Origin of the sequence: Tunicatimonas pelagia (assembly GCF_030506325.1) — a bacterium.
GTDB classification, from domain to species: Bacteria; Bacteroidota; Bacteroidia; order Cytophagales; family Cyclobacteriaceae; genus Tunicatimonas; species Tunicatimonas pelagia.
The window spans coordinates 3,973,310-3,988,708 of record NZ_CP120683.1 but is presented as its reverse complement, the minus strand read 5'-3'; the positions used below and the strand labels follow the sequence as shown (position 1 = coordinate 3,988,708).

General features: G+C 45.0%; 11 protein-coding genes. 7 read left to right on the top strand and 4 right to left on the bottom strand.

Annotation, left to right across the window (positions count from 1 at the left end):
• Window position 1 precedes the first annotated feature (1 nt).
• A complete protein-coding gene (locus tag P0M28_RS17135) occupies window positions 2–2,389 on the bottom strand; it encodes an ABC transporter permease (RefSeq protein WP_302203768.1) in 2,388 nt (795 codons plus the stop codon).
• A gap of 294 nt (window positions 2,390–2,683) precedes the next feature.
• Between P0M28_RS17135 and priA the strand changes: the two genes are divergently transcribed.
• The 6 genes from priA to P0M28_RS17105 all read left to right on the top strand — a co-directional run bounded on the left by priA (window position 2,684) and on the right by P0M28_RS17105 (window position 9,176).
• Window positions 2,684–5,221 (top strand): replication restart helicase PriA, encoded by a 2,538-nt coding sequence (priA, locus tag P0M28_RS17130; RefSeq protein ID WP_302203767.1) that lies wholly within the window; start codon window positions 2,684–2,686, stop codon window positions 5,219–5,221.
• Window positions 5,222–5,269: 48 nt separating this feature from the next.
• Window positions 5,270–5,512, top strand: coding sequence for a UPF0175 family protein (locus tag P0M28_RS17125; RefSeq protein WP_302203766.1), 243 nt, complete (start codon window positions 5,270–5,272; stop codon window positions 5,510–5,512).
• A 58-nt stretch (window positions 5,513–5,570) separates the two neighbouring features.
• On the top strand, window positions 5,571–6,485 hold the full coding sequence (locus P0M28_RS17120; protein WP_302203765.1) for an Rpn family recombination-promoting nuclease/putative transposase: 915 nt from the start codon (window positions 5,571–5,573) through the stop codon (window positions 6,483–6,485).
• Window positions 6,486–6,559: 74 nt separating this feature from the next.
• On the top strand, window positions 6,560–7,048 hold the full coding sequence (locus P0M28_RS17115) for a hypothetical protein (RefSeq protein ID WP_302203764.1): 489 nt from the start codon (window positions 6,560–6,562) through the stop codon (window positions 7,046–7,048).
• Between the two features lie 81 nt (window positions 7,049–7,129).
• A complete protein-coding gene (locus P0M28_RS17110; protein ID WP_302203763.1) occupies window positions 7,130–8,464 on the top strand; it encodes a serine hydrolase domain-containing protein in 1,335 nt (444 codons plus the stop codon).
• Between the two features lie 19 nt (window positions 8,465–8,483).
• A complete protein-coding gene (locus tag P0M28_RS17105) occupies window positions 8,484–9,176 on the top strand; it encodes a hypothetical protein (protein ID WP_302203761.1) in 693 nt (230 codons plus the stop codon).
• Here P0M28_RS17105 and P0M28_RS17100 read toward each other — a convergent pair.
• From P0M28_RS17100 to P0M28_RS17090, 3 genes are all read right to left on the bottom strand, one after another.
• The gene (locus P0M28_RS17100; protein ID WP_302203758.1) at window positions 9,126–9,686 is read right to left on the bottom strand and encodes a Uma2 family endonuclease; all 561 of its coding nucleotides are present in this window, start codon (window positions 9,684–9,686) and stop codon (window positions 9,126–9,128) included. The genes P0M28_RS17105 and P0M28_RS17100 overlap by 51 nt on opposite strands.
• Window positions 9,687–9,733: 47 nt before the next feature.
• Entirely contained in the window at window positions 9,734–10,480 is a 747-nt protein-coding gene (locus P0M28_RS17095) for a 3-keto-disaccharide hydrolase (RefSeq protein WP_302203756.1), read from the bottom strand.
• Window positions 10,481–10,566: 86 nt separating this feature from the next.
• On the bottom strand, window positions 10,567–13,290 hold the full coding sequence (locus P0M28_RS17090; protein ID WP_302203754.1) for an alpha-L-rhamnosidase: 2,724 nt from the start codon (window positions 13,288–13,290) through the stop codon (window positions 10,567–10,569).
• A gap of 65 nt (window positions 13,291–13,355) precedes the next feature.
• Here P0M28_RS17090 and P0M28_RS17085 point away from each other — a divergent pair, with 65 nt between their 5' ends.
• Window positions 13,356–15,254 carry a sulfatase-like hydrolase/transferase gene (locus P0M28_RS17085; protein ID WP_302203752.1) on the top strand — a complete coding sequence of 633 codons (1,899 nt, stop codon included), beginning with the start codon at window positions 13,356–13,358 and terminating at the stop codon, window positions 15,252–15,254.
• Window positions 15,255–15,399 lie beyond the last annotated feature (145 nt).

Genomic DNA, 15,399 nt, shown 5'->3' with positions numbered 1-15,399 from the left:
CTTATTCGTAGCGAAGTGAATCAACCGGGTTGGCTAGTGCGGCTCGGATCGTTTGAAAGCTGACCGTAAAGGCTGCGATCAGTAGTACTATACTCCCTGCCAGGAGTAGCAAGGTTACTGACATATTAATGTGGTAAGCAAACTCACTTAGCCACGTTCGGGTAAGCCACCAAGCAAAGGGTGCGGCAATCAAAAAAGCAATGCCTACTAAATTGAAAAAGTTTTTAGCAATCAGCCAGGTAAGATGCAATACTTCGGCTCCGAGCACTTTGCGAATGCCAACTTCCTTCGTTCTTTGGGCTACCGAAAGATTAGTCAGGCCAAATAGGCCCATACAGGCAATAAAGATGGCTAGAGCGGCGGCAATACCGATGATTTCAGCCGTTTTGGTATCGGCTAGGTAAAGCTCCTCAAACTGGTCATCCAGAAAGTGGTACTCCAGTGGGCTGCCGGGGTCAAACTGACTGGTTACCGCTTTTATGTCAGCTAAGGTTTGTTGAACATCTTTTGAATGGATCTGCAACGTGTAGTAGTCAATCCGGTGCAGAGGGTTCTGGTAGTAGGTAATCATGGTCGGAGCAACTTTCTCTCTTACCGATTCAAAATGTACGTCCTGTATTACCCCGATTACTTCGGCGACGAAAGGCTGCTCTAGTTTCTCCTGGCGGAAATGGGTCACTTCTACTAGTTGCCCCACGGGGTCTACTAAGCCCATAGCACTTACGGCAGTTTCATTCAGTAGCACTTTGGCAGAGTCAGCTTTGGTGTGGCGGAAATTGCGCCCTTGTAGTAGTTGAATATCGTAGGTGGGTAAAAAATCTTTGTCGGCTGCAAAGTACAGAAAATCTAAAGAGGCCTTCTCAGTTTTGACTCCAGCTACGGGTATTCCTTTCCACTCTCCCGGCACCCGATTGGTGACGGTCACATTTTCTACGGTGGGTATTTTCTGAAAAGCAGCTTTAATGCTTTCGTACTTTTCCCACATCGGCTGGCTGTTAATATCCACAGTAAGTCGCTGCGCTCGCTCATAACCGAGATCAGTGTTTCGTATAAAGTTCATCTGCCGATAAATTACCACTGTCGCGGTAATCATTACAATTGCCATGGCAAACTGCCCTACTACCAGCAACTGTCGGAAGGTATAGTTTCTCTGATTACCCGACGGCTGTTTAAGAATGAGGGAAGGTTTGATACCGGATAAGTAAAAGGCAGGATAGATGCCGGCTAGTAAGCTTGAGATTAGACCCGCGAATACAAGCACCAACAGTAAGGGGCTGTCAAAAAGCCTTAACTCTAAGGTCTTATCTGATAGCTGGTTGAAAGCGGGCAGCAGTAATTGTACTAATGTTACTGCTACTACCAGGGTTAGCATCACAATTAGTAGGGATTCGCCCATGAACTGGAAGATCAGTTGTCGGCGGTTGGCCCCTACGGTTTTGCGTAAGCCTACCTCCTTACTGCGCTTCATCGCCCGAGCGGTAGAGAGGTTTACGTAGTTCACAAACGCGATAAATAAAATCAGTAGACCAATAGCGGTGAAAACGTAGACGTAAGCAATATCTCCCTTATGGGCATTAGTATCGTTTTCCAGGTGCTGGGAGTGAAAATGTATATCGGTAAGGGCTTGCAGATGATACTGGTTTTGCTGCTGATCGGCCGGACGATGCTCATTAGCTAAGGCAGTAAGTTGATCCGCTAATTCCTCTGGTTGGGCATCCGGAGCGAGTAAAAGATATGTGTCAAGTCCACTCGAGCTCCAATCGTTTTCTGCCCAAAATGAATCCTTAAAGTCAGCAGAAAATAGTAAAGGAGGGTTCAAATGCGAATTAGAAGGAAAATCCTCTATGACACCCGTTACTGTAACTTCGGTTCCAAACCAGTTTGCATACATGCTTTCCCCCAAAGGCGATTCGTTTCCAAAGTATTTCTTGGCCAGTCTTTCCGTTAGCACAATAGTGAAAGGCTCTTCTAGAGCAGTTTTGGGATCTCCTTCAATGAATTTGAAGTCAAAAATCTCAAAGAAGGCAGGTTCAGCAAACCATACTGGTTCATAATCACGAAACTCTTTATACCCTAAAGTAATCCTTCCGAAGATCGTAACTCGAGCCGCATTTTCCACTTCCGAAAAGTTTTCTACGGCTGCTGAGGCAATCTGGGTAACAGCACCTACTACTTCCCGCTCGCCATTTTCATCTGATACCGTTTCAGTTATTCGATAAATGCGGTCAGCATTGGTGTGGAAGGCATCGAAGCTAAGTTCATCAGCCACATAAAGTGCAATGAAAATAGCCGCAACGAAGCCCAATAAAAACCCTAGAATATTAATCAGACTAAAAACCTCATTCTTCAACAGGTTCCGGTAGGCGATTTTGAGGTAGCTTCTTAGCATGATGAATGATGATTGGTGATGAATGAATAATGCTACTAGCGTAGAGTAACGACTTCTATCACTCATTAATCATTATTCACTAGTCATTATATTGATAATACTGTGCCAAGTGGCCTGAGAGCAATTAAAGGCATTTTGCCTAGCTCGGGTGTTTCATTCTGATACAACCAACTGTCCTAAAACAGTACATCTTTTTCTGGTCATTCATCCTATATCAATATTCATCATCAAATTTCAATTGTCCATTTTCAATTATCCATTAATTTTTACCTTTACAAATTGCTGCCCAGAACTATGCCCAAATCGCAATCTGTTGTACTGAATGTAGAAGCTCCCGATGAACGCCTGACCTGGTTTGCTGATATTATTTTACCTGTGCCTATCCCGCGGATGTTCACTTACCGTATTCCGCGGGTGATGGAAGAAATGGTGCAAATTGGTAGTCGGGTGATTGTGCAATTTGGCAGCAAGCGAGTGCTGACCGGGGTAGTGGGAAAGTTGCATAATGATCCGCCTAAGAAGTACAATGCCCGCTACATTCTGGAGGTGCTGGATAACAATCCGATTGTAGAACCCGTGCAAATCAAACTGTTTGAGTGGATTGCGGACTACTACGTTTGTACGGTAGGCGAGGTGCTGAATATTGCGTTGCCTTCCGGGCTAAAACTTAGCAGCGAATCTAAAGCGCAGTTGAATCCTGACTTTTTCTCAGAAGAGAATCAGGCGGATCTAGCTAGAATAGAGTTCTCGGAGAAAGAGAAAGTTGTGCTGGAGGCACTGAATGAAAAGTCTAGCCTGACCTACAATGAAATTGGTGAACTGCTTCAGGAGAAGAGCTTTTACAATACAATTAAGTCCCTGATTGCCAAAGAGGCAATTTTAATCTACGAAGAGGTAAAGGAAAAGTATAAGCCAAAGATTGTTAAGAAACTTCGTCTCGCGGCGTCTTACGCCCGTAATCCCGATCAGCTAGAAATTCTGTTCGGTTCACTGGAAAAGCGACCTAAGCAACTAGATGTACTCCTGGCTTATCTGCACGCGGTTCCGCAGTACCAAAGTGCTTCAGCCAACCAAGTAGGAATCACCAAAAGCCAGCTGATGGACCGGAACCTATCGGCTTCATCAGTGAACACGCTAGTGAAAAATGGGGTACTGGAAGAGTTTGAAGAAATTGTATCTCGCTTTGAAACGACAGCTCCTACCCAGGATCAGGTTTTTCTTACTGATTATCAGTCGCAAGCGAAGCAACAAATACTGGAGCAGTTTCAAACCAAAGATACGGTGCTACTGCACGGAATTACCGGAAGTGGGAAAACCGAAATTTATATTGACCTGATTCAGGAGGTGCTCAATTCGGGCGGACAAGTACTCTACTTATTGCCTGAAATTGCCCTGACGACCCAAATTGTGCTTCGGTTGAAGAAAATCTTTGGTGACCGCATGGGTATTTACCACTCCCGCTTTTCGGATAACGAGCGAGTGGAAGTCTGGCAAGGCATTCTGGCGGGTGAGTATCCGCTAGTGGTCGGGGTTCGCTCCGCCGTGCTGCTACCGTTTGATAATCTGAGTCTGATTATTGTGGATGAGGAGCACGAAACTTCCTACAAGCAGTTTGACCCGGCACCTCGCTACCACGCCCGTGACGTTGCCTTACTGCTGGCTCGCTTGCATCATTCCAAAACCCTGCTAGGTTCGGCCACTCCTTCTATTGAATCGTACTACCACGCTAGTCATGCCAAATACGGCTTGGTCACGTTGAACCAACGTTATGGTAACGCCCAACTGCCTAAGATAGAGCTGGTCGACATTAAGCTGGAGCGGAAACAAAAGACCATGCGGGAAGATTTCTCGTCAGTGCTGCTGGATGCTATGCAAACGGTGCTAGATAACAAAGAGCAAGCGATCATCTTTCAGAACAGACGGGGGTACGCGCCCTTTTTACACTGTGAAGACTGCGCTCATATTCCCAAGTGCCAAAACTGCGACGTGAGTTTAACCTACCATCAGTACGCCCGCGAACTGCGTTGCCACTACTGTGGTCATCACGAAATAGTTCCTCAGGATTGCGAAGCTTGCGGCTCTACCAAAGTAAAATCAGTAGGTTTTGGTACCGAAAAGCTGGAGGAGGAAATTCAGTCCTTATTGCCGACATCCCGGGTGCAGCGTATGGACTTAGACACTACCCGTAAAAAAAATAGCTACGAGCTAATTATTGAAAGCTTTGCCAACCACGAAATGGATTTTTTGGTTGGTACCCAGATGGTAAGTAAAGGGCTGGATTTTGATGGAGTGAGCCTGGTTGGCATCCTGGATGCCGACCGCATGATTCACTTCCCCGATTTCCGTTCGCACGAGCGCACTTTCCAACTTATTACCCAGGTAAGCGGTCGTTCCGGCCGGCGTGATAAGGTAGGCCGCGTGATTATCCAGACCACCAACCTCAAGCAACCTATTCTGCACCGAATTATTGCCAACGATTACCTTGGTCTATTTGAAGAAGAGATTCACGAGCGGGAAGTGTACAACTACCCGCCCTTCGTCCGCATCATCCGCCTCACGGTGAAAAACCCGGATAAGAAGATAGTAGATTTAGCCGCCGTACACTTGGCACATATTCTGAAAGATCGCATCGGCAGCTCCCGCGTACTAGGCCCCGAAGAACCACTGATTAGCCGCCTCCGCAACCAGTACTTGATGCAGTTAGTCATCAAACTGGAAAAGAACCTCAACATCCGAGCGATCAAAACCGCTCTACGCGATGAATCGGTAAAACTTACCAAAGAAAAAGCCTTTAAAAAGACTAATGTAGTGATTGACGTTGATCCGTATTAGAAGTAACTCTTAGTGAAGGGCTTCGTTTTCATAAGTAAAAAGTAGTTTATGGCACTTATTATTTCAGACGAGACGTTGGCAAAAGCGCAATTAACTGAGCAGGATTTTTTAATTGATCTTGCTTGCTACCTGTACGATAAGAAAAGGTTAAGCATGGGAAAAACTCGAGAACTGGCTGACCTCAACTTACTTGATTTCCAGAAAGAACTTGCCAAGCGAGAGATTGACATTCACTATACTCAAGAAGATCTGGATAAGGATTTGCAGAATTTAGGAATAGCACTGTGGTGAGCAAAATGCAGATTATCTGGTTATTAATAAATAATTTAGCGTTGAAGATTAACAGAAGATGAAACAGCAAAAACATGTAAGATTTGATTGGGCGATAAAACGTTTATTAAGACAAAAAGCTAATTTTAATATCTTAGAGGGGTTTTTGAGTGAGCTGCTCAAAGACGACATTTCTATTGTGGAGATCATCGATACCGAAAGTAATCAAGAGACAGAAACCGATAAATTTAATCGAGTTGATATTTTAGTCAAAGACCAGAAGGGCGAATTGATTATTATCGAGATTCAGAATTCATATGCTATTGATTACTTTTTGAGGATTTTGTACGGTATCTCCAAAGCAATTACAGAACACATAAAAACAGGTGATAAATGGACTTCTGTAAGGAAAGTGATTTCAATAAATATCGTTTATTTTGATTTAGGGCGAGGAGAAGATTACATTTATAAAGGAACAACTACCTTTTCAGGACTGCACCAAAATGATGAGTTACAACTATCTGATGCCCAAAAGAAGCTGTTTAAAAAAGAAAAGATTAAGGACTTATATCCAGAAATTTATTTGATTAAGGTGAACAACTTTGACGATACGGCAAAGGATACACTTGACGAATGGATTTATTTTTTGAAAAATAGTGAAATAAAAAAGGGGTTTACGGCTAAAGGTTTAAAAGAGGCCAACGAGGTCTTGAAAGTCGCGAATATGGAAGATGAAGAACGGAGAGAGTATCAGCGGTTTGGCGAGGTACTATCGGATAGAGCAAGTCAGGCTTTAAGCATCAAAATAGAGATTGAAATGGCGGTTGAAAAAGCAGTTGAGAAAGAGAGAAATACCAAAGAAGCAGCAATTAAAACGATTGTAGAAAATTTCTTAAACCTTCCCAATCTGACTGAACAGCAGATAGCAGATGCCGCAAGTGTTTCTATCGAGTTTGTAAAAAAAGCAAAAGAAGAAATGAAGGCGAAAGGTTAATAATGCATAGCTATCCATACAAGGCAAAAGTTCGCCACGACAGCTAAGCGAGGTCGTTAGTCTCTACTGAGAACATGAAATACAAGTCATTTAATACTGAACTCATACTAGCATTGTTGATAGCCTTACCCGCTTTCGTAATTCTATTAAGCGTTTTTTCAATTCTGTACAGAAGCAATTTTCAGATTTCTTCATTAAAATTTATCGGAATAGGCTCAGTAATTTACTTTCCATTAGTATTTCTAGTCTGGAAGAATACCTATTACAAGATCGAGTCCGGCATATTGTACCTAAGAGACTTTGGTATAATAAACAAGAGTATTGCCATTGACCAGATTATTACGATTAAAATAATAGACAAGAAACCAAAAACGCCAACTCAGCCTGGCTTGTATAATACCAATAATAATATTAGTGGCCTTTTGATACACACCGAAACTAATGGAACCCTCTTCGTTTCTCCAATAAAAGAGGCTGCCCTTCTGACGGAATTACGAAAGTGGAACCCAGCAATTGAATATATTGGCGGTAAGAAGGGAGATATACCAACTGCTAAAAAATAATTCAGTGGCTTGTAATAATTTGCAGTGAGCTGTCACTAACGAAGTAGTAATCTTTATCTAGAAACCACATCAACCTAACCTATGAGAGTAATCAACATCATATTAGCCACTTTTTTAGTAGTCTACAGTGCCTGTTCGCAAAATCAGCCCAATGCAAAGTTCAATCGGGTAAAAATGGATAGCCTGTTTGCCAAAATTGATACAGAAAAGCAGGGGATGGGAAGCGTCTCTATCAGTAAAAATGGTGAGCAGGTGTACCAGCGTGCTTTTGGTTACGCCGATGTAGCCGAGCGCATTCCAGCTAATGCTACTACCATCTACCGAATTGGGTCAATCTCCAAGACTTTCACTTCATCCATTATTATGCAGTTGATAGAGGAGGGAAAACTTGCGTTAGATACCAAGTTGAGCGAATACTTTCCTGAGGTTCCAAATGCAGATAAGATTACCATTGAGCAGATGCTTCGGCACCGCAGTGGCCTGTTTAATTTTACCTCGGCCAAAGATTATACCAAGTGGATGGAAGAGCCTAAAAGTAGGGATGAGCTTATTCAGGAAATGATTGATAACGGAACCGTGTTTGAACCCGGCGAAAAAGCCGAGTACTCCAATACCAACTACGTTTTACTTTCCTACGTAGCCGAGAAAATAGATGACAAAGACTTTGCTGATATTCTGCAAGACCGTATTACCAAACCTTTAAAGCTGGAGCACACCTACTACGGCGGTAAAATCAATCCCGAAGAAAACGAAGCGCGCTCGTATACCTTACGGGATGATTGGGAAATAGCCACTGAAACTGATATGAGTCTTCCTGCCGGAGCCGGAGCTATTGTTTCTAACCCAACTGATCTAACGACCTTCTTCAATGCGCTATTTACAGGCAAAGTGGTTTCCGAAAAATCGCTAAAGGAGATGACGAAGCTAATTGATAATTTTGGGTTGGGCCTATTTCAGATACCATTTTATGACCAACGGGCATTTGGTCATAATGGAGGAATTGACGGTTTTCAGGCCAATGTGGGCTACTTTCCTAATGATAGCGTGGCGGTAGCCTACACCACCAACGGAGTAGGTATGGTCATGAACGATATTTTGATTGGAGTACTTAGTATCTACTACGGTAGAGATTACGACCTCCCAGATTTTAAGCCTGCGTTAAAGCTGAGTAACAAGCAATTGAAGGCCTATTTAGGCGTGTATAGCAGCCCAACGTTTCCGCTGAAAGTAACCATTACGAAGGAAGGAAGTACGCTAATGGGGCAAGCCACCGGTCAGCCAACCTTCGCCCTGAAAGCCTACGATACCCATAAGTTCAAGTTTGACCCGGCTCAGCTAAAGCTGGAGTTCATGCCCGACGAAGACAAAATGGTTCTCCAGCAAGGCGGTGGTGAGTTTGAATTTTCTAGAGAATAGCAACTTTAAGAAAAACAACATGATAGCCTTTTTGCATACATCTAGCATTCATATTGAGCGATTTGAAAATTTAGTCAGGAAGTTTGACCAAGAAGTAGAAGTGAAGCACTTTGTGAACGAAGACTTGCTAGACTACGCTATGAGCGAGGGCACAACCAATACCAAAGGCTTTAATCAAGAAGTGCAGTCAATCCAAAATGAACAACCCAAACTGATTATCTGCACTTGCTCTACTTACGGCGCAGAGTGCGATCAGAACGATAATATTGAGCGAATAGACCAACCTATTGTTGAACATCTAGTAGCTAATTACAACAAAATTGGATTGGCTTACACTGCCAAATCGACCAAGCGAGTTAGCCAGGATTTGATTATTAGAGTTGCCCAGAAGCAAGGTAAAAAAGTAGATATTGTAGACTGCGACTACTCTTCAGCTTGGGCACATTACGAAAACGAGGATTTCGGTAAATATGTCCAGGTTACGGCTGAAAAGATAAAAACCTACGAGCGGGGAGTAGACGTAATTTTCCTAGCGCAAGCTTCTATGGAAAATGCCAAGAAGCATCTGAGCAATTTTACCAAAGAAGTTTATGCAAGCCCGGAATTTGGTATCAAAAGTTACCTACAGCGGATTAAGCAAGATCCTATAAGCAAAGTAAGTTTAGCCCTTCTTCGGAAAAATATCGCTGGGCGAAATAGTTATGCCTTCTAAAACATTGAATGCTTTCTGATGAATCTCCTCTCTAAGATATTGATTGCCTTCTGGCTGAGAGTAAACTTCTACTCGTTGCTTATTTAAGTTAACAATCCAATAAATTGGAATACCTGCCGAAGCGTACTGAGCGTATTTCTTGTTTCGGTCGTAGGAGTAGGTAGCATCCGATACTTCAATCAACAAAGTCACATCGGTGGGTTGAATATGCTCTTCGGTTAGTAGTTCAGAACGATAATGAGCTATAATCAAATCTGGTTGAGGTAGCGTATGCTCGGTTAGTTGTAGTGGGTTTTGGGCATCCAGAATATACTGATCGAGCGGTAAATGCTGCTGGAAAAAGCGAATCAGTTTGCGGACACAAGCCGCGTGAGGTTGGTTAATAGGCGATATATCGATAATTTCTCCGTCAATAAGTTCAATGCGTTGATCGGGAGACAGCACGCCACTTTCTTCCATAAGAAGCAGGTCATCTACGCTAAATCGGTGACGGACAGGAACTGGAATCATACCTGTGATAACGAAAAAAAGGGGGCGAAAGATGTGCCCCCATTATTCTACATTTCTTTAATACGGATGTTGCGCCACATCACTTTCAGAGTGTCATCTGTTCGGATAGAATGCACTTGTAGGGCAATAAAGCCACTAGCGTCCATATCGTCTACTACTTCTGCGGCTGACACACCGTTGACATAGGTGCGGATGGTATCGCCCATGGCTTCTACCCGAAATTTGTTCCAGTCGTCGCGCTTAAAAGCATTCTGGGCAGCCTCGTTCTCGGATAAATCTTGTAACCAACCACGACGGGCTTCGTCGTATACTCCGCCACTGTAAGCGCGGGGCGAAGGGTCAATTTCTATCTGATAACCGCGCACCCGACCTTTCTCGCGCTTACGCTCTACCATTTCCCCTTCACCATTTTTAGCCATATACGTGCTGTCTTTCTCGTACTGACCACTGCGGATTTGTACTCCGGAATTGAGAGCGGTATCTACCATCACTTCGTATTCCAGAATAAAATCGTCGTACATTTTTTCGGTAGCTAAAAAACTGTTAGGCTCACCGGCTTTAGTCGTTCCAATCACTACTCCGTCTTTAATTTCGTAGTTAGCCTGACCATTGAGTTGCGTCCAACCGTCTTTAGTATCGGTGGTAAACATGGTTACCCAACCCTCATCAGCCGAAGTGGTTTCAGTGGGAGTTTCTTCGGATTCAGCCGTTTGTTCGGATGCACCGCCGCAAGCAACTAGACCAAATAGAGTTAAGCTAAATAAACCGTTGAGCCAATAATTACTGATTTTCATAGAATAATATGTTGTGGAATGGTTAAAACTTTAGATGTGAAATTCTGATTTATTTGCCGGAAAAGCAACTACCAAGGAAGATCGATCTATTCTACTTCCCACACGTAGTTGCCGGAAGCTACTTCAAAAATACGGCGCCCTTCCTCAGTTTTTCCTTCTGCGCTCTCCTCACCGTTAAGCTTTACGGTTTGACCTTCTTGATAGGGAACGTATACTGTAGCCTTTGCATTGGGCGGAACCGTAACTCGCATAGTTGTCATCTCACCTGCTTTTTCCCAGGAAGAACTAATCATACCGAACGGACTTTCTACACTGCCATTCGCCCAGTCTAACTGAGGTAGCATATCTGGGCGGATAATGAAGTGACGAAATCCGGGTTGCTCTTCATCAATCTGAATGCCCGCCAGCGACTCGTAAAACCATTCGCTTACCGTACCAAACATAATATGGTTGAGTGACATGGAGCCATCCCAGTCTTGCCAAAGCGTATTGGCTCCCTGCGCTAACCAATAGCCAAAACCGGGTATATCGGTTTGAGTTACCATGCGATGCAACGCTTCAGAATGACCGTATTCCCGCAGTACGTTAAACAAATATTTCAGCCCAACCACGCCCACATCAAAGTGGTAGTTGCGCTGCTGAATATTGGCGAGAAGATTATCAAGAACTAGTTCTTCCTTCTCTTCGGGGACAATCTTGTGGTAAAGTGCCAGTGCCAGCGAAGTCTGCCCACTGTTGCCGTAACTTCCGGTTTTTGCGTTGAAATAATGTTTGTTGAATGCCTTCTTCGCCTTTTCAGAATACTGTTGATAATATTGTTCGTCTTCAGGCTGATTTAAGACGTTCGCCATCTGAGAAAATATTTGGGTGAATCCTACCAGATAGCCCGAGGCGAGTATGTCACCCTCAGTTTTGGTTTCTACCGGCTTATGGTCATCAATACCAAAGTTTAAAGTGTAATTGTCCGCGTTGCGAATCAGATGATCTAGATACTTTTTAATGGTAGGGTAGTAACGTTCCAGAATAGTGGGATCGCCAGTAAAGCGGTATAAATCCCAGGTGATTTGTACTAAAGCCCCTTCCCACTGTGGGCCGTAGCCGAGCGAGCGTAACTCAGGATCTTTTCCGTGTTCGTAACCCCAGCCACTGCTGGGAATAACCCCGGGTAAGTCGCCATTTTCTTGTTGTTCATCCACAAAATCATCCAGCCACTTTAGGTACGAGCGCACCATATCGTAGTTGAATAGTCCGGTTTCGGCTACCAGTTGGGCGTCGCCCGTCCAGCCAATCTTTTCCCGGTGGGGGCAATCGGTGGGTAGTCCGTGATAATTGCCGACGAATGCCCAGTGCATATTTTGTTGGGTTTGGTTCAGTTGAGGATCGGAGCAGGTAAAACTTCCAGTCTGATCAAAGTCAGTATACAGTACCACTCCGGTAATGGTTTCGTTGGTCGGTGGGGTGGGCAACCCGCGCACTTCTACGTACTGAAAGCCGTGATACACGAAGCGAGGTCCCCACACTTCTACTCCTTCGCCCTTCAAAATATAGCGGTCAGTCTGAGCATCGCCGCTTTTCAGGAAACGTAGAATCTGCTTTTGCTCTACCGTTCCATCGGAAAATCGTTTCTCGCCCATTTTCATACTGACTTCAGTGCCCTTCGGTCCCGCTACCTTCAGCCGGGAGAATCCAGCAATATTTTGCCCCAGGTCAAACACCCACACTCCCGGTTGCACTTCCTCTACCGAAACCGGGCGAATCTCCTGCTGGGCTTTAATGGGAGGAATCATCTGGGCTCGTAGTTGTCCCTTTGGCCCCGAGCCAATCACCACGTTTTCCCAGGAGCTATCATCGAGCCAAGGGTCACTCCAACCGAACATTTCCAGTTGGGCATCGTAGGTTTCACCGTTCCGAATACCATCAAAGCGAACCGGACCTTGGGTTGTGGTTTTCCAGCTTTCGTCTGAGGCTATGCGCTGAATACTTCCCGAATCATCCGTGATCTCCAATTGGCAGAGTGCTTCGGGGTAGCTGCGCCAAGGTGCTTGGTTAAACCCCCAAACCGCATCAGCAAAATGATTATACCAACCGGTACCAAGCACCATACCAACCGTGTTCTCTCCGGCTCGCAGCAAATTGGTAATATCGTGGGTCAAATAACGCACCGACTTATCGTAGCGGGTCTTGACCGGATCAAGCAAATGATCGCCTACTTTTTGTCCGTTTATGTATAGTTCAAAATAACCCAGTCCGGTAACGTAAGCGCGGGCTTTGGTCGGAAGGTTTTCAATGCGGAAAGTCTTACGGAAATAGGGAGCTGGTTTGCTTTCGTGCAGTGTATCCATAAAATCAGGATGGCGAATCCACCGGGCTTGCCAGTCGGTTGAATCCAGCAACGCCATTTCCCAGTACGCCGGAGTGCTCCAGGCTGATTCGTTGCCGTGGTTGTCCCACACTTTTACTTTCCAGTAACATCGCTGACGAGAGCTGAGCGGTGATCCTGCGTAGGTTATATGGCGCGATTCTTCCGAGGGTACGCGATTACTGTCCCACAAGTTGCCTTGGTTCTTGGCTAGGGTTTCAGGCGAAGAAGCTACCAGAATACGATAAGCTGTTTGTCGAGTGTCTGGCACACTTGACTGTAGTTTCCAGGCCAGGCGAGGTTCTTTGAGATCAATTCCTAATGGGTTTGCCAAGTACTCGCAGCGCAAATCTTCTACTGCTAAAGTTTGGGCACGGGTCGAGGAACAATACAACCAAATGGGAAAGAAAAGTAGCGGGAAAGCCCAGAACGAGCGATTTATAGGGAGCATTTAGCGATTTAGATAAGAAGTGTTTTTCAATTTAGTATTTTGTCGGTTGTAAATGTACCAGAAATATGTACCGACTGATTTTTCTCGTAATCTTACCCATCGTTTTTAGCTGCGCTCCTTCACCAGAAGAAACATTGCCACCTCCCAATATCATCTGGATCAATGCCGAGGACATTGGCCCGGGTTTCGGCTGCTACGACGATGATTACGCAACTACTCCCAATATCGATAAGATGGCCGAAAGCAGCATCCTGTATCGTCATGCCTACGCTTCCGCTCCCATTTGTGCGCCGTCGCGTTCCTGCCTAATTACGGGAATCTACGCTACTTCGCTGGGCACCCAGCATCTGAGAATGGAAACTACCAAGCCCGACTTTATTGAGACCTTTCCCGAGTATTTGCGCGACAGCGCGAATTATTTTACGACTAATAACGGCAAAACGGATTATAACTTCAGTCCGGAAGGAGTGTGGGACTACTGGAAACAAGGAGTAGCTCCCTGGCGCAATCGTCCGGAAGATCAGCCCTTCTTTAGCATGTTCACCATTGGGGCAACTCATGAAGGGCGAGGAAATTCTATTGAACGCCATCAGGAAGCTACGGCGCAGTTGCCCGAAGCTATGCTGCACGATCCGGCTAAGGCTCCTGTACCGCCGTATTACCCTGACACCCAAGAGACGAGGGAACTTTGGGCGCGTTATTACGATCTGATTACGGAGTTTGATCGGCAAGTGGGTGAAATTCTGGACAGTTTGGATGCGGACGGATTAACCGAAAATACCATCATTTTTGTCTTTGCCGACCACGGTTATGGCTTACCGCGCTATAAGCGATGGTTGTATAAAACCGGATTGCATGTGCCGTTGCTGGTACGGATTCCCGAAAAGTATCAGCACCTGGCTCCGCAAGCGATGGGAACGGAAACTGAGCAGTTGGTTAGTTTCGTAGATTTTGCTCCTACTACCCTCAATCTGGCAGGAGTAACTATTCCTAACCATATGCAGGGGCAAGCGTTTTTGGGTGAAGAGATGGCCAAATCGCGTGATTACGTGTACGGTGCTCGCAGCCGAGCCGATGATATGTACGAAATGTCACGAGCAGTCCTGAATGATCGCTACATCTACATTCGTCACTACATGCCGTATCTGCCCTACATTCAGCCGGGACGTATTTCCGGCGATCAGAAAGAAAGCTATCGTCTGCTGCGACAGTACAAAGAAGCCGGAACCCTTTCGGAAGAGTCAATGGAGATGTGGCAAGCCAAGCCTACTGAGGAGCTATACGATTTGCAACAAGACCCACAGGAATTGAGTAATCTGGCTGATGCTGCCGATTATCAGAGTATCAAACAAGATTTGCACCATCAACTAAACCAACGGATGATTGAAAAGAAAGACATTGGCTTACTGTACGAAACCGAAATGTTGCTACGAGCCGAAAACTCTTCACCTTATGAAGTGGCTAATAGTGCAGAAGGTTTTGATGTGGAGCAAGTGCTAGAAGCTGCCGAAATGGTGGGTATGGCTGATCCGCAAAAACTTGTTACCACCCTAGAAAGCCCCGATGCCGGAGTTCGATTTTGGGCAATGGTAGGACTTAGAAATTTGGAGAAAGAAGCCAGTGCGCACCAATCGCAAATAGAAAATGCTCTGCAAGACGAATCCCCGGCAGTGCAACTCATGGCTGCCGAAACGCTCTGCCTACTAGGCAACTGCGAACCTGCCTACCCGGTGTACGAAAAGTGGCTGGGTGACGAACGTAACTGGCTAGCCCTACAAGCAGCCCGAAGTCTGCAACTCATCGGCAATAAGTCCTGTCCGCTAGCGACTCAGATGCAACAGAAAATTAAAAGTATGATGAATCCAACGGGTGAGCAGCGTAAGTATATTGATTTTAACTACGCCTCATTTACCGGTTGGGCGTTGGAGGAGGCTCTAGTGAATTGTGGAGCGGAAGTGCCTTAATTTTTGGTTGAAAGTTTGCAAGTTACAAGTTTGGGTAACCTTGAACTTGTAACCTTTCAACTTCTTGGCTAATCTTCGCGTTTGATACACTAATGGCACTCTCTAAAAATTAAATTAGTAGAAATGAGAGAAATGCTGCTACTGG

Excerpts from the sequence above, each read along its gene's own strand:
- P0M28_RS17095 (WP_302203756.1), bottom strand. The coding sequence starts at position 10,480 with ATGAAAATCAGTAATTATTGGCTCAACGGTTTATTTAGCTTAACTCTA.
- P0M28_RS17110 (WP_302203763.1), top strand. The coding sequence starts at position 7,130 with ATGAGAGTAATCAACATCATATTAGCCACTTTTTTAGTAGTCTACAGT.
- P0M28_RS17105 (WP_302203761.1), top strand. The coding sequence starts at position 8,484 with ATGATAGCCTTTTTGCATACATCTAGCATTCATATTGAGCGATTTGAA.
- priA (WP_302203767.1), top strand. The coding sequence starts at position 2,684 with ATGCCCAAATCGCAATCTGTTGTACTGAATGTAGAAGCTCCCGATGAA.
- P0M28_RS17125 (WP_302203766.1), top strand. The coding sequence starts at position 5,270 with ATGGCACTTATTATTTCAGACGAGACGTTGGCAAAAGCGCAATTAACT.
- P0M28_RS17135 (WP_302203768.1), bottom strand. The coding sequence starts at position 2,389 with ATGCTAAGAAGCTACCTCAAAATCGCCTACCGGAACCTGTTGAAGAAT.
- P0M28_RS17100 (WP_302203758.1), bottom strand. The coding sequence starts at position 9,686 with ATGATTCCAGTTCCTGTCCGTCACCGATTTAGCGTAGATGACCTGCTT.
- P0M28_RS17085 (WP_302203752.1), top strand. The coding sequence starts at position 13,356 with ATGTACCGACTGATTTTTCTCGTAATCTTACCCATCGTTTTTAGCTGC.
- P0M28_RS17090 (WP_302203754.1), bottom strand. The coding sequence starts at position 13,290 with ATGCTCCCTATAAATCGCTCGTTCTGGGCTTTCCCGCTACTTTTCTTT.
- P0M28_RS17120 (WP_302203765.1), top strand. The coding sequence starts at position 5,571 with ATGAAACAGCAAAAACATGTAAGATTTGATTGGGCGATAAAACGTTTA.
- P0M28_RS17115 (WP_302203764.1), top strand. The coding sequence starts at position 6,560 with ATGAAATACAAGTCATTTAATACTGAACTCATACTAGCATTGTTGATA.